Source organism: Microbacterium hydrocarbonoxydans (assembly GCF_023715885.1).
In the GTDB taxonomy this organism is placed as follows: Bacteria; Actinomycetota; Actinomycetes; order Actinomycetales; family Microbacteriaceae; genus Microbacterium; species Microbacterium hydrocarbonoxydans_C.
Window position 1 is genome coordinate 375,430 of the sequence record NZ_JAMBOY010000003.1, and the last position, 21,795, is coordinate 397,224.

At 69.1% G+C, this 21,795-nt stretch carries 22 protein-coding genes and 1 tRNA gene; 9 read left to right on the forward strand and 14 right to left on the reverse strand.

Going from position 1 to position 21,795, the window contains the following annotated elements; translation table 11 throughout:
* Nucleotides 1-57: 57 nt before the first annotated feature.
* Nucleotides 58-1,161, reverse strand: a complete 1,104-nt coding sequence (locus M3195_RS10185; RefSeq protein WP_096714933.1) for an ABC transporter ATP-binding protein — start codon at nt 1,159-1,161, stop codon at nt 58-60.
* 231 nt (nt 1,162-1,392) lie between these two features.
* Between M3195_RS10185 and M3195_RS10190 the strand changes: the two genes are divergently transcribed.
* The 4 genes from M3195_RS10190 (at nt 1,393) to M3195_RS10205 (ending at nt 5,004) form a co-directional block, all read left to right on the forward strand.
* Nucleotides 1,393-2,343: a DsbA family protein gene (locus M3195_RS10190; protein WP_251587106.1), complete on the forward strand. Its 951-nt coding sequence runs from the start codon at nt 1,393-1,395 to the stop codon at nt 2,341-2,343.
* Between the two features lie 42 nt (nt 2,344-2,385).
* Nucleotides 2,386-2,458, forward strand: a tRNA-Thr gene (locus M3195_RS10195).
* Between the two features lie 385 nt (nt 2,459-2,843).
* Entirely contained in the window at nt 2,844-3,893 is a 1,050-nt protein-coding gene (locus tag M3195_RS10200) for an acyltransferase family protein (protein ID WP_251587108.1), read from the forward strand.
* A gap of 157 nt (nt 3,894-4,050) precedes the next feature.
* A complete protein-coding gene (locus tag M3195_RS10205) occupies nt 4,051-5,004 on the forward strand; it encodes an aldo/keto reductase (RefSeq protein WP_251587110.1) in 954 nt (317 codons plus the stop codon).
* 29 nt (nt 5,005-5,033) lie between these two features.
* Here M3195_RS10205 and M3195_RS10210 read toward each other — a convergent pair whose 3' ends face one another.
* The 5 genes from M3195_RS10210 to M3195_RS10230 form a co-directional block, all read right to left on the reverse strand.
* Nucleotides 5,034-5,744, reverse strand: coding sequence for a response regulator transcription factor (locus M3195_RS10210; protein ID WP_251587112.1), 711 nt, complete (start codon nt 5,742-5,744; stop codon nt 5,034-5,036).
* Nucleotides 5,741-7,006 (reverse strand): sensor histidine kinase, encoded by a 1,266-nt coding sequence (locus tag M3195_RS10215; protein WP_251587114.1) that lies wholly within the window; start codon nt 7,004-7,006, stop codon nt 5,741-5,743. Before M3195_RS10215 ends, M3195_RS10210 begins: the two co-directional genes overlap by 4 nt.
* 25 nt (nt 7,007-7,031) lie before the next feature.
* On the reverse strand, nt 7,032-7,841 hold the full coding sequence (locus M3195_RS10220; protein WP_251587116.1) for an ABC transporter permease: 810 nt from the start codon (nt 7,839-7,841) through the stop codon (nt 7,032-7,034).
* On the reverse strand, nt 7,838-8,749 hold the full coding sequence (locus M3195_RS10225) for an ABC transporter ATP-binding protein (protein WP_251587118.1): 912 nt from the start codon (nt 8,747-8,749) through the stop codon (nt 7,838-7,840). Before M3195_RS10225 ends, M3195_RS10220 begins: the two co-directional genes overlap by 4 nt.
* Before the next feature lie 112 nt (nt 8,750-8,861).
* Nucleotides 8,862-9,488, reverse strand: a complete 627-nt coding sequence (locus M3195_RS10230) for an SOS response-associated peptidase family protein (RefSeq protein ID WP_251587120.1) — start codon at nt 9,486-9,488, stop codon at nt 8,862-8,864.
* A 69-nt stretch (nt 9,489-9,557) separates the two neighbouring features.
* Between M3195_RS10230 and M3195_RS10235 the strand changes: the two genes are divergently transcribed.
* On the forward strand, nt 9,558-10,496 hold the full coding sequence (locus M3195_RS10235) for a DMT family transporter (protein WP_251587122.1): 939 nt from the start codon (nt 9,558-9,560) through the stop codon (nt 10,494-10,496).
* Here M3195_RS10235 and M3195_RS10240 read toward each other — a convergent pair whose 3' ends face one another.
* Together M3195_RS10240 and msrB are read right to left on the reverse strand one after the other, a co-directional pair.
* Nucleotides 10,497-11,063 carry a nitroreductase family protein gene (locus M3195_RS10240; protein ID WP_251587124.1) on the reverse strand — a complete coding sequence of 189 codons (567 nt, stop codon included), beginning with the start codon at nt 11,061-11,063 and terminating at the stop codon, nt 10,497-10,499.
* A complete protein-coding gene (gene msrB / locus M3195_RS10245) occupies nt 11,060-11,464 on the reverse strand; it encodes a peptide-methionine (R)-S-oxide reductase MsrB (RefSeq protein WP_251587126.1) in 405 nt (134 codons plus the stop codon). The genes M3195_RS10240 and msrB overlap by 4 nt, the downstream gene beginning before the upstream one ends.
* A gap of 66 nt (nt 11,465-11,530) precedes the next feature.
* Between msrB and M3195_RS10250 the strand changes: the two genes are divergently transcribed.
* The 4 genes from M3195_RS10250 to groL all read left to right on the forward strand — a co-directional run bounded on the left by M3195_RS10250 (nt 11,531) and on the right by groL (nt 15,166).
* Nucleotides 11,531-12,508, forward strand: coding sequence for a DUF2332 domain-containing protein (locus M3195_RS10250; protein WP_251587128.1), 978 nt, complete (start codon nt 11,531-11,533; stop codon nt 12,506-12,508).
* Between the two features lie 24 nt (nt 12,509-12,532).
* A complete protein-coding gene (locus M3195_RS10255; protein WP_251587130.1) occupies nt 12,533-12,790 on the forward strand; it encodes a DUF3263 domain-containing protein in 258 nt (85 codons plus the stop codon).
* A 69-nt stretch (nt 12,791-12,859) separates the two neighbouring features.
* Entirely contained in the window at nt 12,860-13,435 is a 576-nt protein-coding gene (locus M3195_RS10260; RefSeq protein WP_308211579.1) for a LytR C-terminal domain-containing protein, read from the forward strand.
* Nucleotides 13,436-13,546: 111 nt separating this feature from the next.
* Nucleotides 13,547-15,166 carry a chaperonin GroEL gene (gene groL, locus M3195_RS10265; protein WP_096714946.1) on the forward strand — a complete coding sequence of 540 codons (1,620 nt, stop codon included), beginning with the start codon at nt 13,547-13,549 and terminating at the stop codon, nt 15,164-15,166.
* Between the two features lie 63 nt (nt 15,167-15,229).
* On the opposite strand, the gene M3195_RS10270 is transcribed toward groL, so the two are convergent.
* The 6 genes from M3195_RS10270 to M3195_RS10295 form a co-directional block, all read right to left on the reverse strand.
* Entirely contained in the window at nt 15,230-15,517 is a 288-nt protein-coding gene (locus M3195_RS10270; RefSeq protein WP_251587132.1) for a WXG100 family type VII secretion target, read from the reverse strand.
* A gap of 121 nt (nt 15,518-15,638) precedes the next feature.
* The gene (locus M3195_RS10275; protein ID WP_251587134.1) at nt 15,639-17,342 is read right to left on the reverse strand and encodes a sensor histidine kinase; all 1,704 of its coding nucleotides are present in this window, start codon (nt 17,340-17,342) and stop codon (nt 15,639-15,641) included.
* Nucleotides 17,343-17,393: 51 nt separating this feature from the next.
* Nucleotides 17,394-18,080: a response regulator transcription factor gene (locus tag M3195_RS10280; protein ID WP_096714949.1), complete on the reverse strand. Its 687-nt coding sequence runs from the start codon at nt 18,078-18,080 to the stop codon at nt 17,394-17,396.
* Between the two features lie 56 nt (nt 18,081-18,136).
* Nucleotides 18,137-19,777, reverse strand: a complete 1,641-nt coding sequence (locus M3195_RS10285; RefSeq protein ID WP_251587136.1) for a DNA repair helicase XPB — start codon at nt 19,775-19,777, stop codon at nt 18,137-18,139.
* 11 nt (nt 19,778-19,788) lie between these two features.
* Nucleotides 19,789-21,498, reverse strand: a complete 1,710-nt coding sequence (locus M3195_RS10290; protein WP_251587138.1) for a helicase-associated domain-containing protein — start codon at nt 21,496-21,498, stop codon at nt 19,789-19,791.
* 10 nt (nt 21,499-21,508) lie between these two features.
* The gene (locus M3195_RS10295) at nt 21,509-21,784 is read right to left on the reverse strand and encodes a multidrug ABC transporter ATPase (protein ID WP_096714952.1); all 276 of its coding nucleotides are present in this window, start codon (nt 21,782-21,784) and stop codon (nt 21,509-21,511) included.
* Nucleotides 21,785-21,795 lie beyond the last annotated feature (11 nt).

Consider the following 21,795-nt stretch of genomic DNA (forward strand, 5'->3'; position numbering starts at 1 on the left):
GGAAAAGGAAGCGGCGCGGGCGACCGAAGTCAGCCCGCGCCGCGTCAGCGGTTCCGATCAGGCGGAGACGACCGGCTTGTCGTTCAGGCGGTCGCCCGTCTCGAGGTCGAAGGCGTGCACGTGGCCGGGGTTGGCGGCCAGGGTCACGGTCTCGCCCGCGTTCGGGTGGTTGCGGCCGTCGACACGCGCGACGAGGTCGGTGCGCTTGCCGTTGATGTCGGTGTGGCCGTAGAGGTAGCCGTCGGCGCCGAGCTCCTCGACGAGGTCGACGACGACCGAGAGGCCCCTGCCGTCGGCCGGACCGACCGTGATGTCCTCGGGGCGCACACCCACGGTGACCTGCGAGCCCGTCGCGCGGCCGACCGTGTCGCGATCGAGCGGGACGACCTCGGTGCCGAACTGCACACCGCCGTCGGCCAGGTCGGCCGAGAACAGGTTCATGGCGGGCGAGCCGATGAAGCCGGCGACGAACACGTTGTTCGGCTTCTCGTACAGGTCGCGCGGCGAGCCGACCTGCTGGAGCAGGCCGTCCTTCAGCACGGCGATGCGGTCACCCATGGTCAGAGCCTCGGTCTGGTCGTGGGTGACGTAGACCGTGGTGACGCCGAGGCGGCGCTGCAGCGACGCGATCTGCGTACGCGTCTGCACGCGCAGCTTGGCGTCGAGGTTCGACAGCGGCTCGTCCATGAGGAACACCTGGGGCTGACGCACGATCGCGCGACCCATGGCGACACGCTGACGCTGACCACCCGAGAGGGCCTTGGGCTTGCGGGTCAGGTACTGCTCGAGGTCGAGGAGCTTCGCAGCCTCGAGCACGCGGGACGCCCGCTCCTCCTTGCCGACACCGGCGATCTTGAGCGCGAAGCCCATGTTCTCGGCGACGGTCATGTGCGGGTACAGCGCGTAGTTCTGGAACACCATCGCGATGTCGCGGTCCTTCGGCGGCACGTCGGTGACGTCGCGGTCACCGATGAGGATGCGTCCGGCGTTGACCTCTTCGAGGCCCGCGAGCATGCGGAGGGAGGTGGACTTACCGCAACCGGAGGGGCCGACCAGGACGAGGAACTCTCCGTCTCCGACCTCGAGGTTGAGCTTGTCGACGGCCGGGCGGGTGCCGCCCGGGTAGAGGCGCGTGGCCTCGTCGAAAGTCACAGATGCCATTGTGTTTCTCCTTCACCGGCAGGTACGTGCCGGACGATCCGTAGTGATAGAGCGGCGGTTCGACCCGCCGTGACCCCTCATCGGGTCGGGATCAGTATGTCAGAATCCGGGGCGTCTGGGTATTTCTCAGCCTGGCTGGTTAACATCAATCTCGGCTGCGCACCCGCGGCGATCGCCTCCCGAACGGCGATCGGGGCCACCCCGCCCCTCCCAGGACTGTCAAGAGGAACGATGTCGAGCGACGAGACGCCGAACGTCCCCACATCTCGCACTTCACGCGAGGCCGTGCGGGAGAAGGCACAGAAGGTGCACGCCCAGCAGTCGAGGGCGCGCATCATGCGACGGATCATCATCGGCGCCATCGCCGTGGTCGCCGTCGGAGCGATCGGCACCGCGGTGACCCTGGCCGTGTCGGCCCAGATCTCGAAGCCGCAGCTCTCCCCGGGCGGTATGGACAACGACGGCATCCTCGTCTCCGACGTCAGCGCGACCGCGGTGGCCGACGAAGTCCCCGCGACGCCCAGCCCGGATGCGACGGATGCCGGTGCCGCGGCGACACCCACACCTCAGCCCACGACGTCGAGCTCGGTCGACATCCACGTCTACGTCGACTACCTGTCGCCCGACGCGGGCGAGTTCGAGCGCGCCAACGCCCGTCAGCTCGTGAACTGGATCACCGAGGGTGCAGCGACGGTGACGTACCACCCGGTCGCGCTGCTGACGGCGAGCTCGAACGGCACCAAGTACTCGCTGCGCGCGGCGGGCGCTGCCGCCTGCGTCGCGACGCATTCGCCGGCGCAGTTCTACGCCTTCAACCACGATCTGCTCGAGGACCAGCCCGAGGTGAACACCGACGGCTACTCCGACTCGGAGCTCGCCGACATCGCCGGTGCCGTCGGCTCGGACAGCATCAAGTCGGTCCGTTCGTGCATCGAGGATCAGGACTACGTCACCTGGGCCAAGGAGGCCACCTCTCGGGCGCTCGAGGGTCCGCTCGTCGGATCCGACGACCTCGTGCTGTCGTCCGCGCCGATGATCGTCGTGAACGGCGAGGCCTACGTCGGCGCCCTCGACGATCCCGTCGAGTTCTCGCAGTTCGTGCTGACCGTGTCGAACGACGCCTCGCAGGAGGCCGCGACGTCGTCGCCGACTCCGACGCCCACCCCGACCGCGACCCCGTAGTTCGTTCGCAGACGCCGCCTCTCGCTAAGCTGAGTGGCGTCCGCCGACTTGGCGCAATTGGTAGCGCACCGTACTTGTAATACGGGGGTTACGGGTTCGAGTCCCGTAGTCGGCTCCGAACACGAAGGCCCGCATCCCCTTGAAACGACTAGGGATGCGGGCCTTCTGGCGTGCAAAGGGGAAGCCCTGCCCACGTCTGGCCTTGCTGGGTTCCTTCGCCCGGCTGCGAGCGGATCGGCGACGGTACCGGGGCTTTCGTCAACAGGGCGGCGCACACGATGGCCGGCGTCGTTCTCGGTATGGTCGTGATCCCGGATGCCGAGAGCCCTGCTGCGACGTTGCCTCGTCAACGGGGCCCGCCATGGGCGTGTGGTCGGACGTCGTCGTTCAGAGGACGGGTAGTCGCTGCGCCGCTCCGGCTACACCATCAGGGATATCCTGGCTTCGGTCGGGGCGCGGCCCTTTGCAATTAACGCCCCTCCACCTGGCAAGATGTCCGAGTGTCTTCCCTCGATGTCCGCTCGAACAGCTTCGGGCTCCTACGCCTGACGTTCGCGCTGCTCGTCATCGTCTCCCACACCTGGCCGCTCGGGGGCTTCGGCAACGACCCGGGCCGGCTCGACAACAATCTCGGCATCTTCGCCGTCGAGGGATTCTTCGCCCTCTCCGGTTTCCTGATCACCATGAGCGGGTCGCGCCTTTCCGTCGGGCGATTCCTCTGGCACCGCGTCCTGCGGATCTTCCCCGGCTACTGGGTATCCCTCGTCATCGTCGCGCTCGCGCTCGCCCCCATCGTCTGGCGCACGATGCGCGGGCTCACCGAGTATCCCTTCGCCTCGCCGCCTCCGAGCGGCTTCATCTTCTCCAACGCTCTGCTCTTTCAAAATCAGATCATCATCGGGGACACTCTTACCGGGATTCCCGCGGCGCTCATTTGGAACGGGCCGCTGTACACGCTGCCGATGGAGTTTGCGTGCTACCTGCTCATCGCGATCCTCATGGCCGGGCGTGTGCTCACCGCTCGGATGGTCGCAGCGCTCGCCGCGGCCGCTTGGGTATGGGTGCAGGTCGCTCAGATCGGCGCCCTCGGCGTCTACGATGATCGTCAGGCGAAGTTCACGCTCTGCTTCCTCGTCGGCTCCCTCATCTACTTCCTGCGCGATCGTCTTCTGGCGGGCACGCGCTGGCTCCCACCCGTCGCGCTCGTCGTACTGGTCGGCACGTACCTCACATGGGGATTTCACCAGCTTGGTCTCGTCGCCTGGGCATTCCTCGTGCTCTGGGTCGCATACCACTTGCCGTTCAAGCACGTGGGCCGCACACGCGATTTCTCCTATGGGATCTACATCTACGGGTGGCCTGTGCAGCAGATGGCTGCCTACTTCGGGGCCACCCAGCTTGGCATCCTGCCCTACATGCTCATCTGCATCTCTGGCACTCTTATCCTTGCCGTCGGCAGCTGGTACCTCATCGAGTCGCCGGCGCTGCGCTGGAAGGACCGCGACCCTCTCGGCTGGTTCCGACGGCAACCAGCCAACGTGACGTCGTGATCCCGCGGGAGTCGGCCATACAGGCCGACGGTTGCGCGACCAGCCGGTCGGTGCCGTTCTCGCCACACCGGGCCCGAGTGGTCTGGCGTGCCTGCGCGGCGCGACATCCCGCGTCACACGCGAAATACCCCGCGCACCGGTCTGGTTGTCTCGAAGTATGACTCGCATCGGAAACAGTGATCTGACCGTCTTCCCGCTCTCTCTCGGCGGCAACGTGTTCGGCTGGACCGCCGACCGCGACGCATCCTTCGCCGTTCTCGACGCCTTCGTCGACGGGGGAGGCGATTTCATCGACACCGCCGATTCCTACAGCGCCTGGGTGCCGGGAAACTCGGGCGGTGAGAGCGAGACGATCATCGGCGAGTGGCTCGCCTCCCGGAAGCCGGACGGCATGGTCGTCGCCACGAAGGTGAGCCAGCACCCGGACTTCACGGGTCTGGCGGGGCCGAACGTCCGCGCCGCGGCGGAGGCGTCGCTCCAGCGCCTCGGCGTCGACGCGCTCGACCTCTACTACGCGCACTTCGACGACGCCGACACTCCGCTCGAGGAGACTGTCGAGGCGTTCGGCCGCCTCGTGGCCGACGGTCTCGTGCGGAACATCGCGGTGTCGAATTACTCGGCCGAGCGCATCCGCGAGTGGATCGACATCTCCGACCGCCTCGGCGTCCCTCGTCCGGTCGCCGTGCAGCCGCACTACAACCTCGTGCATCGCAACGACGTCGAGGAGACGATCATCCCGGTGGCGGAGGAGTTCGGACTCGGCCTCGTGCCGTACTACTCGCTCGCCAGCGGCTTCCTCACGGGCAAGTACCGGTCGACGGATGCCGCCGGCCAGTCGTCGCCGCGCGCCGGCGGCGCCGCGAAGTACGCGACCGAAGCGGGACTGCGCATCATCGACGCGCTCGAGGAGATCGGGCACGCTCACGGGGCGTCGATCGCCGCGACCTCTCTGGCCTGGCTGCGCGCTCAGCCGACGGTCGCCGCACCGATCGCCAGCGCACGCACCGTCGAGCAGGTCCCTGACCTGCTCGACGGTGGCCGACTCGAACTCACCGACGACGAGATCGCCACGCTCAACCGTGTCTCGGAGTGGACGCCGTCGGCATCCTGAGCATGCTCGATCTCTGACGCGTCGGCGCCTCAGCGCGCCGACGCGTCAGTGGTCCCGGGCAGCGAATCGTCGCCGGCGAGACCCAGCCGGTGCGCGAGGATCACGGCGTGGATGCGATCCCGAGCCTCGAGCTTCGACAGCACGCGCCCGACATGGGTCTTCACCGTGGATTCACTCACGAACAGAGCGCGGGCGATCTCGGCGTTCGTGAGGCCCCGTGCCATCTGCAGGAACACGTCGCGCTCCCGTTCGGTCAGCGACGTCGTGGGGTCTTCGACGGGTGCAGGAGCGGCTGTCGGCACGGCGTCGAGCTGCGGACTCACGTGCTCGAGCAGTCTTCGCGTGACGCTCGGCGCCAGCGCGGCATCGCCGCGGTGCACGGCTCGTACGGCGGCGATCATCTCGTGGCGGTGGGCGTCTTTGAGGAGGAAGCCGCTCGCGCCCGCCCGGATCGCTCCGAAGGCGTACTCGTCGAGATCGAACGTCGTGAGCACCAGCACACGGCTCCCCGGGTGCTCGCGCACGATCGCCTCGGTCGCGGCGATCCCGTCGAGTCCCGGCATTCGGATGTCCATCAGCACGAGGTCCGGATGCAGGGCCGCGGTCTGAGCGATCGCGGCGCGACCGTCGCCGGCCTCGCCGACCACCACCATGTCGGCTTCCGCTTCCAGGACCATGCGGAAGCCGAGGCGGATGAGTTCCTGATCGTCGACGAGCAGGATCGAGATCGTGTCGGTCATGACGGCTCCTCCGGGGCGGGTTCGAGGGGATCGGGGGCGTGGTCGACGGGCAGTCTGGCGCGCAGCATCCAGCGTCCTCCCGCTGCGGGCTCGGAGACGAAGGTGCCTTTCACGTGCGCGGCGCGTTCGGCGAGGCCGCGGAGCCCGAAGCCGGCGGTGCCGACGGCTCCCGACGCCCCGTCGTTGACGATCTCGACGACGACGCTCCCCGGAGCGTGGATGATGCGCGCGGAGATCGAGCTCGCTGACGGCGCGTGACGCATGGCGTTCGTGACGCCCTCCTGCACGATTCGCCCGACGGCGTGCGCGACGGCGGGCGGCAGATCAGCGGTGCCCGACTCCGTCAGCGTGACGGGGAAGCCGGCGCGCTGCGCCACGGCGACCGTCTCGCGTGGATCGATCGGGGCGGCGGGCGCGAGGGGAGCGGTCGCCTCCGCGTCGCGGAGTACGCCCAGCATGGCGCGCATCTCGGTGAGGGCGGCGCGCGCCGTCGTCGCCGCGGCGGTGGATGCGGCCGCGGCCTGATTCCGGTCGGTCGTGGCCGCGGCGCCCTCGGAGAGGGCGACGATCACGGTGAGCGAATGGGACACGATGTCGTGCATCTCCCGTGCGATGCGCGCCCGCTCGGACGCAGCGGCGAGCTGCGCCTGCTGATCGCGTTCGACGAGGAGCTGCCGGGACCGGTCGATCACCGCGGCGATGTACCGTTTGCGACCACCGACGTTCACTCCGATGAGGGTGCCGATCAGACCGAAGATGAGGATGGTCAACCCGGTGTTGAGTCCGATCTGCATCTCGACGACCCCGGAGAGCACGAGCGGCAGGGCGACGGCGATGATCGCGGCGAGCGCGATGCCGAAGCCCGTCCACGCGACGCGCGACGACCGGTAGACCGCGAGCGAGTAGCACGCGACGAGCATCAGCGGTGTGCCGGCGGGTTGCTCTGCGAAGAGAAGGAGCGCCTCGACGGCGGCAGAGGCGACGAAAGGGACGAGAGGCGCGATCCGTCGCCACATCAGGGAGACGCACGCGGCGATGATCGCGATCGGCGCCACGACCGCGAAGGCGAGCGCGAGCGGGCCCTCAGCCGCGCGATCGAAAGGGGCGGCGGGCAGCAAAGAGAGGGCGAGGCAGACGAGGGTGATCAGAACATCGGCGACGACGGGGTGTCGCGCCCAGAATCGGCGGAGGACCCCCGGAGGACGCGGCAGCCGCAGCTCCTCCTCCTCGCGGAGGGAGCTGCGGCTGCGCGTGCTGGTCACCGGGGAACTCTACGCGGCCGTGCGATCACGCGTCGCGGGTGCGCAGCACGACCCACGCGGCGAGCAGGCCGGCGACGGTCCACGCCCCGAGCGTCAGGTAGGCGACGGGCTCGTCGAGTGCGGCGCCCTCGGGCAGGATCGCGCTCTGCGCCGCGGCGACCGGGAGGTACGCGGATGCATCGATGACCCATGCCCAGGCTTCGCCCGCCATGGTGAAGAAGGTCGCCACGATCGGGAGGACGAAGAGCAGCCCGACGGTCGCCGCGATCGCGCCGGCTCCGGAACGGAGCAGGAAGCCGAAGGCGACGCCGATGAGAGCGAACACGGCCATCGCCAGCGACGAGACGAGGATCGGCAGGATCGACAGGGACGGGTCGCTCCAGTCGATGCTCTGGTGGCGCGACGAGACGATCGCGGAGACGGCCAGGGCAGCGGCCGAGAAGACGACGACCGAGCTCACGAACAGGAACAGCGCGACGACGAGGGCCTTGGCGAGCAGAGCCGATCCGCGACGGGGGTTGGCCGTCAGGGTCGAGCGGATCATGCCTGTCGAGTACTCGCCGGTCACGGAGATGGCCCCCAGGATGCCGGCGAGCAGCATCGTGAACTGGATCGGCATGACGACGGCCTGGATCGGCTCGAAACCGGGTGCGTCGATCGCCTGAGCGATGAGGACGGCGATGCCCACCGTGAGAACAGCGGTGATCGCGATCGACCACCAGGTGGAGCGGAGTGTGGCGAGCTTGATCCACTCGCCGCGCACTTCCCGGAGGAACGACAGTCGGTGGCCCGTGTCGACGCGCTGTCGCGTGAGGGCGGGAGCCTGCGTGGTCATGAGATCTCCTTGGTCCGGTACTCGACCGCGTCGCCGGTCAGGGCGAGGTACGCGTCTTCAAGGGAGCCGGTGGTGGGCGTGAGTTCGTGGAGCGGGATGCCGCGGTCCGCGGCCAGGTCGCCGATGCGCGATGCGGGCAGGCCCACGATGTCGAGGAGGTCGGGCGCGGCGCTGACGATCTCGACGTCGGGTGCCGCCACGGCCGCGGCGAGGTCGGCGGCGCGCGGCGTGCGGACCCGGACGGTGTTGCGGGTCCAGGCGCGTACGAGCTCGTCGAGCGGAGCATCGGCGAGCACGTGGCCGCGACCCATCACGATCACGTGGTCGGCCGTCTGCGCCATCTCGCTCATGAGGTGACTGGAGAGCAGCACCGTGCGACCCTCCGAGGCGGCGTGCCGGACGAACTGGCGCACCCAGCGCACGCCCTCGGGGTCGAGTCCGTTGACCGGCTCGTCGAGGATCAGCGTGTGCGGGTCACCGAGCAGTGCCGAGGCGATTCCGAGGCGCTGGCCCATGCCGAGCGAGAACTTCCCGGCGCGCTTGCGGGCGACCGAGCCGATGCCGGCGAGGTCGATGACCTCATCCACCCGCGAGGCGGGGATGCCGTGGGTCGCCGCCATGGCCCGCAGGTGGTTGCGTGCGGTACGGCCCGTGTGCACGGCCTTGGCATCGAGCAGCACGCCGACCTCGGTGAGTGGCGCGCGCAGCTTGCGGTACTCCCGTCCTGCGACGGTCGCGGTGCCCGAGGTCGGACGGTCGAGTCCCACGATGAGTCGCATCGTGGTGGACTTGCCGGCGCCGTTGGGTCCGAGGAATCCGGTGACCGTGCCCGGCTTGACCGTGAATGACACGTCCTGGACGGCTGTCTTGTCTCCGAACCTCTTCGTGAGGCCCTCTGCTGTGATCATGCCTTCGACGCTACGGCCGAAGGGTGCTCCACCGCGTCCTCCTGTGGTACCGGAACGCGTCGCGCCGTCCTCCGGATCCGTAGCACCGGAGGACGATCCGGTCGAGGGGCGGTCAGCCGCGCGGACGAGCCGTCACCCGAGCGGATACTTCCTCCGATGCGGCGATCGCCTCATCGATGATCTCTCTCGTCGGCTCGGCGGTCAGCCAGTCATGGCTCAGTGATGCGGGGATCAGCAGCGGCATCCGGTCGTGGACGTCGGCGAGTCGGTCGGGAGCGGGGCGCATGACGATCGAGTAGCAGGTGAACCAGGTGCCGTCCGTGGTGCGACCGCGTTGCGTCACCGCAGCCATGCCGAACAGCGCGCCGTCGTCGACGAGGAACTCGTGCCATACGCGCTCGGGCTTCTTCATCTCGTACCAGCTCGTCGCCGGAACCAGAGCGCGGGTCTTCAACCCGCCGGGGCGATCCTGGAGGCGTTCGGACCGCGTGTTGATCGACGGGAACTTCGAGGGCTCCCCTCCGACGAGAAAGCCCCACCACGCGGGCTCGAGGGTCGGTGCCGTGTCGGGCTGCACCACGATCGGGTTGAGGTTGCGGAGGTTCTTGCCCGTGGGGCGCACCGTCTCGTTCGCGTTCTCCTGCGCCCACCCGCGGAGGCCGTCGAGCACTGCCTCGTCGGCGGCCTCGAGGAGCTCCGCATCGGTGAACCGGGGGTCAAGTCCGTAGCTCGCGCACATGCCGCCAGCGTACGCCGAACCACCGACACCGGCGCGGGACGCGATCCGACGCTCGGGTAGGGTCGACGGGTGACACCCGACCGCCGCCTGCCCGCCCCTGTCGCGCTCGGCGGAGCAGTCGCCATCGGCGTCATGACCGCTGTGCAGGCGCGCATCAACGGCGTCCTCGGCGTCAAGGTCGACAACGGCATCGTCGCGGGACTCCTCTCGTTCTCGGTCGGCCTCGGGGCGCTCATCGTCGCGATCGTCTGCATCCCCTCCGCGCGTCGGGGCGTGGGGCGGCTGCGCGACGGCATCCGACACCGCACGATTCCGTTCTGGATGCTGCTGGGCGGCGCCTGCGGCGCCCTCACCGTCTCGACGCAGGGGGTGACGGCCGGGATCCTCGGCGTCTCGCTCTTCACGGTCGGCGTGGTGGCGGGGCAGACTCTCCACGGTCTCGTCCTCGACCGGATCGGCTTCGGACCGGCCGGCGTGGTCGCTGTCACACCGGGGCGCGTGCTCGGCGGAGCGCTGGCGCTCGCCGCGGTGGGCATCTCGCTCAGCGGAGACGTGCTCGCGACCGCACCGCTGTGGATGCTGCTGCTTCCCTTCGCCGCCGGCGTCGGCATCGCCTGGCAGGCGGCGACGAACGGACGCCTCGCGCAGCGGGTGGGGTCGCCGCTCATCGCGACGTTCATGAGCTTCGTCGCGGGCACGGTCGCCCTGCTCCTGGCGGCGGCCGTGAGCATCGCGATCCGCGGTCTTCCGGTCGCGCCGCCTGCCGAGCCCTGGCTGTACCTCGGCGGGTTGCTCGGCTTCGCCTACATCCTGCTCGGCGCCTTCATCGTCGCGCACACGGGCGTGCTGCTGATGGGTCTCGGGTCCGTGCTCGGTCAGCTCGCGGCGTCCGTCGTGATCGATCTCGTCTGGCCCGCAGCCGCCGGGCCTGCGCTGTGGCAGATCGTCGGGATGGTCGTCGTGGCGGTCGGGTCCGTGGTGGTCGCGCTGCCGCGCCGCCGCCGCTGATTACTTGTTCTCGTCGCGCTTCTTCGGTTTGGGCTTCGGCATGCGGGTGACGAGCTTGCGTGCCTCGACGGCTTTGCGCCGGCCCGGCTTCTTGCCCACCGGCTTGCCGCCGACGTACAGCCAGCCGAGCAGCTCCTCGTTCTTGTCGAGGCCGTGCGCCTTCGCGACGGCCTTGGTGCGGGTGTAGTGCCCGGTGCGCCAGATGACGCCCCAGCCCGCCTCGTCGAGCAGCAGGCTCAGCACGTGCGCGACCCCGGATGCGACGGCCTCCTGCTCCCAGCGCGGCACCTTGTCGCTCTTGCGATAGCTGGCGACCACGGCGATCAGCAGCGGCGCACGCAACGGCTTCGTCGACGGCGACGAGTCGCCCTGCGCCTTCGCGATCGCGGCACCCAGAGCCTCGCGGTCGTCTCCGCGCATCTCGATGAGACGCCACGGGCGCAGCGACGAGTGGTCGGCGACGCGACCGGCGGCAGCCACGAGGTGCAGCAGCTCCTCACGGGACGGCGCCTCGGCGGTGACCTTCGACCACGACTGACGCGAGCGGACGGCCTCGAGCGCGCTCACGACTCGTCGGGGGTGAAGTTCAGTGCGATCGAGTTCATGCAGTAGCGGTCGCCGGTCGGCGTGCCGAACCCGTCGGGGAACACGTGGCCGAGGTGCGAACCGCAGGTCGCACAGCGCACCTCGGTGCGGACCATGCCGAGGCTCGTGTCCTCGATCAGCTCGACCGCATCGGGGCGGACGGACTCGTAGAAGCTCGGCCAGCCGCATCCGGAGTCGAACTTCGTGCCGCTCTTGAACAGCTCGGCACCGCAGGCGCCGCAGGTGTACAGGCCGGAACGGCTCTCGTCGAGCAACTCGCCGGTCCAGGCGCGTTCGGTCGCGGCTTCACGCAGCACGGCGTACTGGTCGGCGCCCAGCTCTTCGCGCCACTCGTCTTCGGTCTTGTCCACGCTGTACGACATCGGTCCTCCTGAGGGTCTTACCCATTCTCTCGTGTCCGGTGGGAGTCGGCGCGGCAGAATGGTCATATGACGGATGCCGTGCAGCTGCGCTACGCGCGGTTCGCCGCAGAGGAGGCGCCGGGGCGCAGCGAGGTGTACGCCGAGTGGGCCGCGGGGGTGGCGGGCGACCCGCTGATCGCCGACATCATCTCCAGGATTCCGGAGACCCGACGGCAGCCGCCGCTCGTCTTCGCGGTCACCCGGATGCTCGGTGCAGGCACCGGCCCGTTCGACACGTGGCGCGCCTTCGTGTTGGCGCGCGCCGACGAGATCGTGGCGGAGTGCACGGGCCGGCGGCTGCAGACGAACGAGCCGCTGCGTCTCGCCGCGCTGCTTCCCGTGCTCTCCGAGATCGACGGCCCCGTCGCGCTGCTCGAGATCGGCGCATCCGCCGGGCTCTGTCTGTATCCCGACCGCTACTCGTACCGCTTCGTGGACGAGGCAGGTCGGGTGCGCGCTGCGCTCGACCCCGCAGACGGCCCGTCGACCGTCCTGCTGGAGAGCCGCGTCGACGGCGAGCTCCCCGAGCTCCGGCTGCCGCGCGTCGTGTGGCGCGGAGGGGTCGACCTCGCCCCGCTCGACGCCCGCGACGCCGGCGACCGGCGCTGGCTGCGCTCGCTCGTCTGGCCGGGGGAGGAGGGGCGGGAGGAGCGTGTCGAGGCCGCGCTCGACATCGCCTCCGCCGATCCGCCGGTGATGCTGCAGGGCGACGCCCTCGAACGCCTCGACGAGCTCGTGCGGGCCGCGCCCTCCGACGCGACGCTCGTGATCACGACTCCCGGAGTGCTGGTGCACATCCCGCGTGCGACGCGGACGGCGCTCGTCGACCGCATCCGCGCCCTGTCCGCTCGCTGGGTGACGATCGACCCGCCCACCCTGCTCGACGTGTGGGAGCCGCCCGTCGCGGGAGACGAATGGCGAGGCTTCGTCGTGGCCCTCGACGGCCGGGTGCGAGCAGCAGCCGATCCACTCGGACGATGGTGGGAGTGGCGCGCAGGTGAGTGAGGCGACCCGACGTAGTCTGAGCGCATGCGCGGAGAGCTCTCGGAACGGGATCGTCTGATCCTCGCTCTCGAGACCGCGTGGCCGCGGCACGGCGGGGCGAAGGAAGAGGTCATCCGCGCGCAGTTGGGCATGAGCGCGGCGCGGTACTACCAGCTCCTCGGCCGGCTGATCGATTCCGAGGAAGCACTGGAGTTCGACCCCCTGCTGGTCGGCCGACTGCGCCGCATCCGCGATCGTCGCGCCTTCCAGCGCTCCGCCCGCACACCCGGGTTCGTCGGCTGATCACGCCCGCGCCACGCGCTGAGCGGCCGCCGACGCGGATACACAGCGCGGTGCCGTTAGCATCGAGGGGTGTCTAAGCCGAACCGCGATCGATTCGACGACGTTCCCCGCACCTCCGGACGTGTGGGTGCGCATCGCGCCGAAGCGCCGGGGATGAACGGCTGGATCGTCCTCCTGTGGTCTTTCGTCGCCGCCCTCGTGCTCATCATCGGTGGCATCTTCGGCTCGCTCGTCGTGATGGGGCGCATCAGTCTCTTCCCCGATGCGGTGCCGACCGCGACGCCCACGCCCGAGGAGACCGGCGTCGTCGACACCACTTACTCGGTGCTCATCCTCAACGCGACGGCCGACGAGGGGTTGGACGATCAGATGCGCGACACGCTCATCAACAACGGATGGTCGGCCGACGTCGTGTTCGCGAGCGACAGCACCAGTCAGGACTTCTCCACGACGACCGTGTACTACGTGGCCGATGAGGACGAGCTGGCCGCGATCGGGCTCGCCGGAGTCATCGGCGGAGCCGATGTGCAGCAGAGCGACTTCTACGCGGACATGAACGACACGGACCAGAAGCAGCTCACGGTCGTGATCGGTCTCGACCGGTCCTCGAACCCGCCCGCGGCCACCGAGTCGCCGGCTCCTTAGTCCCTCCACGGCGGCTTGCACTCGATGGGGTCGAGTGCCAGAATGGCGTTAGCACTCTCTCACTCTGAGTGCTAAACCCAACGTCTACGTCCAGGAGGGACGACAAAACTCATGGCAAAGATCATCGCTTTCGATGAGGAGGCCCGCCGCGGCCTCGAGCGCGGCCTCAACATCCTCGCCGACGCCGTCAAGGTGACGCTCGGCCCGCGCGGTCGCAACGTCGTGCTCGAGAAGAAGTGGGGTGCCCCCACGATCACGAACGACGGTGTGTCGATCGCCAAGGAGATCGAGCTGGACGACCCGTACGAGAAGATCGGCGCGGAGCTCGTCAAGGAGGTCGCCAAGAAGACCGACGACGTCGCCGGTGACGGCACCACCACCGCGACCGTCCTCGCCCAGGCGCTCGTCCGCGAGGGTCTGCGCAACGTCGCGGCCGGTTCCGACCCCATCTCGCTCAAGCGCGGCATCGAGAAGGCCGTCACGGCCATCACCGAGGAGCTGCTCGCCAGCGCCAAGGAGATCGACTCCAAGGAGCAGATCGCGGCGACCGCATCGATCTCGGCCGCTGACCCCGCCATCGGCGAGCTCATCGCCGAGGCGATCGACAAGGTCGGCAAGGAAGGCGTCGTCACGGTCGAGGAGTCGCAGACCTTCGGCACCGAGCTCGAGCTCACCGAGGGCATGCGCTTCGACAAGGGCTACCTGAACCCGTACTTCGTCACGGACCCGGAGCGCCAGGAGGCTGTCTTCGAGGACCCGTACATCCTCATCGCGAACCAGAAGATCTCGAACATCAAGGACCTTCTGCCCATCGTCGACAAGGTGATCCAGGACGGCAAGGAGCTCGTCATCATCGCCGAGGACGTCGAGGGCGAGGCTCTCGCGACCCTCGTGCTCAACAAGCTCAAGGGCATCTTCAAGTCGGTCGCCGTCAAGGCCCCCGGCTTCGGCGACCGTCGCAAGGCGCAGCTGCAGGACATCGCGATCCTCACGGGCGGCCAGGTCATCACCGAAGAGGTGGGTCTGAAGCTCGAGAACGCCACGCTGGACCTGCTCGGCCGTGCGCGCAAGGTCATCGTCACCAAGGACGAGACCACGATCGTCGAGGGCGCCGGTGAGGCCGACCAGATCGAGGGTCGCGTCACGCAGATCCGTCGTGAGATCGAGAACACCGACAGCGACTACGACCGTGAGAAGCTGCAGGAGCGCCTCGCGAAGCTCGCCGGCGGCGTCGCCGTCATCAAGGCGGGTGCCGCGACCGAGGTCGAGCTCAAGGAGCGCAAGCACCGTATCGAGGACGCCGTCCGCAACGCGAAGGCGGCCGTCGAGGAGGGCATCGTCCCCGGTGGTGGCGTCGCGCTCATCCAGTCGGGCACCAAGGCCCTCGACGCCCTCACGCTCTCGGGCGACGAGGCGACCGGCGCGAACATCGTCCGCGTCGCGATCGAGGCTCCGCTCAAGCAGATCGCGCTGAACGCCGGTCTCGAGCCCGGTGTCGTCGCGAACAAGGTGTCCGAGCTCCCCGCGGGCCAGGGCCTGAACGCTGCGAGCGGTGAGTACGGCGACATGTTCGCACAGGGCATCATCGACCCGGCCAAGGTGACCCGCTCGGCTCTGCAGAACGCGGCGTCGATCGCCGGTCTGTTCCTGACGACCGAGGCCGTCGTGGCCGACAAGCCCGAGAAGGCGGCGGCTCCGGCCGGCGACCCGACGGGTGGCATGGACTTCTGATCCGGAAGCGCTGAAGAGAAGACGCCCCGACCTCACGGTCGGGGCGTCTTTTCGTGCGCCCGGTCAGCGGAACAGGCTCGCCGAGAACTGATCGGCCTCGGCGTACTGGGTGGCGGCGCTGCCCAGAGAATGGCCGATCGATTCGAGCGTCTGCTCGAGGTTCAGCTGACCCCCGCGCCACTGCTCCACGCAGGACTGGAAGGCGTTCGACGCATTCCCGACCCACGAGGACTGCAGCTGGGCGAGCTGGCTCATGAGTGTTGCGGCCTCGACGTGCAGGCGCTCCATGGTGGCGAGCGCGGCCGTGTGGGCCGCACCCACGGCCTCGGTGTCGACGGTGATGACGGACATGGAATCTCCTCTCGATGGGGTTCCGACGATAGGAGCGCGACGCGCGCGGCATCCGGTGTCACGGTCCGCTCGGACCCGTGCTGTGCACAACCCGCCGGTGCCCGCCGCGGTGGAGAAGCGGTCAGAGGGTGAGCGGGTCGATCGGCTGGGTGTCCTCGAGGAGATGGGCGGGGGTGGCCCGCGACGGCGCCAGGGGCAGCGTGATCGTGAAGGAGGCTCCTCCGCCCGGCGTCTCGGTGACGGCCACACTGCCGCGGAGCGCCTTCATGATGGACGCGACGATCGCGAGTCCGAGGCCGGATCCGCCGGTCTCGCGCGCACGCGAGGTGTCGGCTCGCCAGAAGCGCTCGAAGATCTGATCGCGGATCTGCGGCGGGATGCCCTCGCCGTGATCGACGATCGAGATGCTGCCCGTTCCGCGGACGCGATCGGCGTCGACGACGATCTCCAGCGGGCTGTCGGCAGGCGAGAACCGCCGCGCGTTGCCGAGGAGGTTCGTGACGACCTGGCGCACCTTGTTCTCCTCGCCCAGCACGATCGGCGGAGTGCGGACGGGCACGTCGGTGGCCTCCGTGAAGTCGATGCCCGTGACCTCGGGACCGGAAGGGGTGCGCGGCCGTCGACGCAGGCGTCCGAGTGTCGCACGAGAGAGCGCGCCGCGCGGCGTCGGAGGCTGCCGATCAGCGGGAACCGGCGTCGAGCGCGTGGTGACGTCGATGAGCGGGGCGTCGACCGTGCGATCGATGACCGTCACGGTTCGACCCGGGGCGGCGGCCCGGAGATCCAGAGCCGCATCGCGCGCGATGGGACGCAGATCGAGTGCCTCGATCTCGGGCTCGCGCTCCTCGTCGAGGCGGGCGAGTGCGAGGAGATCTTCGACCAGCACGCCCATGCGGATCGCCTCCTTCTCGATGCGCTCCATGGCGCGGGCTGTGTCCTCCTCGCCCTTGATCGCACCCATGCGGTAGAGCTCGGCGTAGCCCCGAACGCTCACCAGGGGAGTTCGCAGCTCGTGGCTGGCATCGCCGATGAAGCGCCGCATGTGCTGCACCGTGCGGTCGCGCTGGGCGAGAGACCCGTCGACGCGGTCGAGCATCGTGTTGATCGCCGTGTTGAGACGCCCGACCTCAGTGGTCGGCTCAAGGTCGGTCAGACGCTGGCTGAAGTCGCCCTTCGCGATGGACATGGCGGTCGACTCGACCTGGCCCAGGCGACGGAAGGTCAGCGTCACGAGTCCTCGCGTGAGGAGCGCCGCGATGAGGATCGTCACGAGCGCGACGGTGATGTAGATGCCGAAGAACTGGCTGATGATGCGGTCGGCGTAGTCGACGGGCATCGCCACCATCTGGATCCGCAGTGCGCCGTCGCCGTCACCCGGCAGCAGTGCCACTGCGGCGCGGAAGTCGTCGCCCTTCGTGCCGGCGAGGGGGAACACGCCGTCGCCGGCGTTCTGTGCATCCAGCAGCGTGTAGGTCGAGGGGAACAGCGGCTTCTCGCCGTTCGCGGAGTTGCCAGTCGAGGTCTGCAGCACCCCTGCACCGTCGTAGATCGCCACGAAGAAGTCCCTGGGCGATTCACGAGGGGTGTAGACGGTCTCACCGCCTTCGATCGACATGTCGAAGTAGCGCGGCGCGAGGTCCGCCGAGACCAAGGTGGGCAACTGCGAATCGATGTTGTTCACGAGCGAGTTGCGCAGGATGGGCACGGTCCCGATACCGGCGAGCAGGAGGCCGAGCGCGAGCACGGCGACGGTGACGCCCGTGACCTTCGCGCGCAGGCTGATGGCCCGCCACCAGCGGGTGACCGCGTCAGGCTTGTGCGCCATGCGGCCCTCCCTCCGGTCGTCGTGCGTGCGGCGTCAGCGCTCCGTCGACGACTACTTGCCGACCTTCAGCATGTAGCCGAAGCCGCGCTTGGTCTGGATGACCGACTCTTCGGTGTGGGGGTCGATCTTGCGGCGAAGGTAGGAGATGTAGCTCTCGACGATGCCGGCGTCGCCGTTGAAGTCGTACTCCCAGACGTGATCGAGGATCTGCGCCTTGGAGAGCACCCGGTTCGGGTTGAGCATGAGGTAGCGCAGCAGCTTGAACTCGGTCGGGGAGAGCTCGATCGGCTCCTTGCCGACGTGCACGTCGTGCGTGTCCTGATCCATCGAGAGTTCGCCGGCGCGGATGATCGACTCCTCGTCGGCCTGCATGGTGCGGCGCAGGATCGCCTGCGCACGGGCGACGATCTCGTCGAGGCTGAAGGGCTTGGTGACGTAGTCGTCGCCGCCGGCGTTGAGTCCCTCGATCTTGTCGTCGGTGCCGTCCTTCGCCGTGAGGAAGAGGATGGGTGCCGTGAAGCCGGCGCCGCGCAGCCGCTTGGTGACGCTGAAGCCGTTCATGTCGGGCAGCATGACGTCGAGGATGATGAGGTCCGGTTCCTCTTCGAGGACCGCCGAGATCGTGGCGGCGCCGTTGGCCACCGTCTTCACCTGGAAACCGGCGAAGCTCAGACCCGTGGAGAGCAGGTCGCGGATGTTCGGCTCGTCGTCGACGACCAGGATGCGCGCATCAGTCATGTCCCCATTATGGTGACTTCGGCCATGCGGATGCTGACTATCCGTCGGAGCGGCGGTCACGCCGCGATCGCGTCAGCATCCATGATCGTGTAGCTGTAGCCCTGCTCGGCGAGGAAGCGCTGGCGGTTCTGCGCGTAGTCCTGATCGATCGTGTCGCGGGCGACGAGCGTGTAGAAGCTCGCGGTGTGACCGGACTGCTTCGGGCGGAGCAGTCGGCCCAGTCGCTGCGCCTCCTCCTGTCGTGACCCGAAGGACCCGGAGACCTGGATCGCCACGGACGCCTCGGGGAGGTCGATCGAGAAGTTGGCGACCTTCGATACGACGAGCAGATGGATCTCTCCTTCGCGGAACTGGCGATACAGCTCCTCGCGCTCGTCGACGGGCGTGGCGCCCGTGATCTGTGGGGCGTTCAGCGCCTCGGACAGCGTGTCGAGCTGGTCGAGGTACTGGCCGATCACGAGGATCTGCTCGTCGGGGTGCTTGGCGATCAGCTCGCGCACGGCCTCGATCTTCGCGGGCGCGGATGCGGCGAGCCGATACCGCTCGTCATCGGTCGCGGCGGCGTACTCGAGCCGGTCGCTCGGCGGCAGGTCGACACGGACCTCGTAGCAGACGGCGGGGGAGATGAAGCCCTGCGCCTCGATCTGCTTCCACGGAGCGTCGAACCGCTTGGGGCCGATCAGGCTGAACACGTCGCCCTCGCGGCCGTCCTCGCGCACGAGGGTCGCGGTCAGGCCGATGCGGCGTCGCGCCTGCAGGTCCGCGGTGAGCTTGAACACCGGGGCGGGGAGCAGGTGCACCTCGTCGTACACGATGAGTCCCCAGTCGAGGGCGTCGAGCAGGGCGAGGTGAGCGTACTGGCCTTTCCGCTTGGCGGTGAGGATCTGGTACGTCGCGATCGTGACCGGCTTGACCTCCTTGGCCTGGCCGGAGTACTCGCCGATCTCCTCGGGGGTGAGGCTCGTGCGCTTGAGGAGCTCGTCGCGCCACTGGCGTGCCGACACCGTGTTGGTCACGAGGATCAGCGTGGTGGTCTTCGTCGCGGCCATGGCCCCGGCGCCGACGATGGTCTTCCCGGCGCCGCAGGGCAGCACGACCACGCCCGATCCGTCCTTCGAGAAGGCGTCGACGGCATCCTGCTGGTACGGCCGGATCTGCCAGGTGCCCTCATCCAGTTCGATCTCGTGCGGGGTGCCTGGCGTGTATCCGGCGAGGTCCTCGGCCGGCCAGCCGATCTTCAGCAGCTCCTGCTTGATCTGGCCGCGTGCCCACGCATCGACGACATAGGTGTCGGGGCTCGGGTGACCGATCAGCAGCGGCTGGACGCGCTTGTTGTTCGCGACCTGGGCGAGCACCGCGGGGTCGGTCGAGCGGAGGATCAGCGTGCCCTCGTCGTCGCGTTCGATCACGAGGCGGCCGTAGCGGTTCACGGTCTCGCGCAGGTCGACGGCGACGGACGGCGGGACCGGGAAGCGCGACCACCGGTCGAGAGTCCCGAGCATGTCTTCTGCGCTGTGTCCGGCGGCGCGCGCGTTCCAGAGTCCGAGACGGGTGATCCGGTAGGTGTGGATGTGCTCGGGAGCACGCTCGAGTTCGGCGAAGATCGCCAGCTCGTGGCGGGCGCTCTCGGCATCGGCGTGAGCGACCTCGAGGAGCACGGTGCGATCGCTCTGGACGATCAGGGGGCCATCAGACATAGCTGTCCAGTTTACTGGGCGATGACGGTCGCGGCGCGGATGCTCGACACCGGCAGCGTGCGCTCGACATCCGCCGCCTTGTCGCGTCCGCGCAGGCGTCCACCGCCGAGTCCGGTGGCCTCGAGCAGGAGCTCACGCGTGCTGCCGTCCGGCATCCCCACGGTCACCCGGAGCACGGCCTTCGCGCGCACGGCCGCCTCGAGCTCGCGGTCGAGCCAGGCGGCATCGGCATCCGGCCCCTGGTGCGAGCGGAGCGCCGCGATGAGCGACGTGTAGTCGTTCGAGCCCGCTTCCGGCGTCGTGACCGGTGCGTGCCGTTCACCGGTGAGCACGGTGCCGTCCTCGTCGACGAGGGTCGCGGGGTACCGCGCATCCGTGAGCGCCCAGTACACCGTGTCGCGGCCGACGCGCGTGGTGAGGGAGCCGACGTGCTTCGTGAGCGACAGGGGGCGGAGCGTCTGGTCGACCGCGATCGCATCGACGAGGTGGGGGTCGGCGCTCTCGATCCGGGTGCGGCCGGTCTCGGCATCCGTCGACACGCGAACGAGACCGTGACGCTGCGCCGTCTGCGCGATCAGGTAGCGCAGGGGCTGAGGGATGCCGGTGAGCGACACGGTCTCGAGGAAGCGGACGAGTGACTCCTCGCTCTCCCCGGCGACGAGGGCTCGCGCGACGGACTCCGGTGTGAAGCGGTACGTCGATGCCTGCGCGGCGGACTCGCGCGCTGCGACCGTGCGCAGCCGCACGTCGAGGGCGGGGGCCAACGGTCCGGGTGAGATCGCGCTGAGGTCGTTCTGGAGGAAGATCCGGTCGACCTCAGCGGGCAGCAGCGCAGTGAGGGAGGCCGGGTCGGGATCGCGACCGTCGCGCAGGGGAGCCGCCCAGGCGGGCTCGGTCCCGTCGTCGGCGACGAGACCGAGCAGTCGAGCCTGCTCGGTCAGTGCGGCGCTGCGCTCGGGCCAGGCGGAGTCCCACGGATGGGCCTGCGGCCAGTCGGCAAGTGGGATCCACCCACCCCGCCCAGACCGGATACCGCGGGGGAGCGCATCGCGGAAGCCACGGGCGAGCTCGCTCCATCGCTCGGACACCGAGGAACGCAGCCACTGGTCGGCGATGTCGGTGGCATGCAGGCGTCGGTCGCCGACCGCGACGAGCCCTGCGCTCGAGGCGATCGCCAGGAGGTGGTCCACAGACTCCGTCGCGACGCCGGAGTCGGCCAGGTGTCGCCTCTCGCCGGCGCTGAGGGTGCCGCCCGCGAGCAGCGCGAACGACCTGTCCTTCGCTGCGAGCAGCAGGTCGGCGATCGTGGCGACCGTGGTGAAGGCACGCTCGGCCGCGTGCGCTGCGGCGCGGTCGTCCGCCTGTCCCTGATGGTGTGACGACGACGGGGCGAGCGCGGGGCGGTCGGAGACCGCCGTCGCGACGGGAGGCGGCAGTTCTCCGTCGGGGCGCACCAGGGCGAGACGCTCGAGGGTGCGGCGGTCGTCGGAGTTGTCGGCGCGCTCCCCGGCCGCCATCCGTTGCAGTGTCCGGGCCTCGCCGAGCGTGAGACGGGGGAGGACTCGCGCGAGCGACGCCGGTTCGAGGAGCGCCTCGGCGGCGTCGAAGAAGTCCTGCCATCCGACGTCGGGGCGCACGTCGCGCTCGGAGAACAGCTCGCTCAGGTCGGCATCGCTCAGCGCGGCCAGATGTTCGGCCAACGGTCGGGCGTGCGTGCTCATGCCTGGTGCCTCAGGGTCGCGATCCCGCGCGACCCTTCCGGATGAAGCTCATCACCAGCAGCACGACGATCATGACGAACGCGGCCGGCAGGCCCCAGTAAGGGATCGCGGCGATCACAGGCCATGCGCCGGAGCCGAAGTCCTCCTGCCGCATGCCGACCGCGGTGCCGATGATGATCGCGAAGAAACAGACGATGGATGCCGCCGCGAGCCCCAGCGCGGTGAAGGCGAGGATGCGGTCGACTCGACGCACCGGCACGTCGGGTTCGGGACTCTGACTGCTCATCCCGCTCAGCC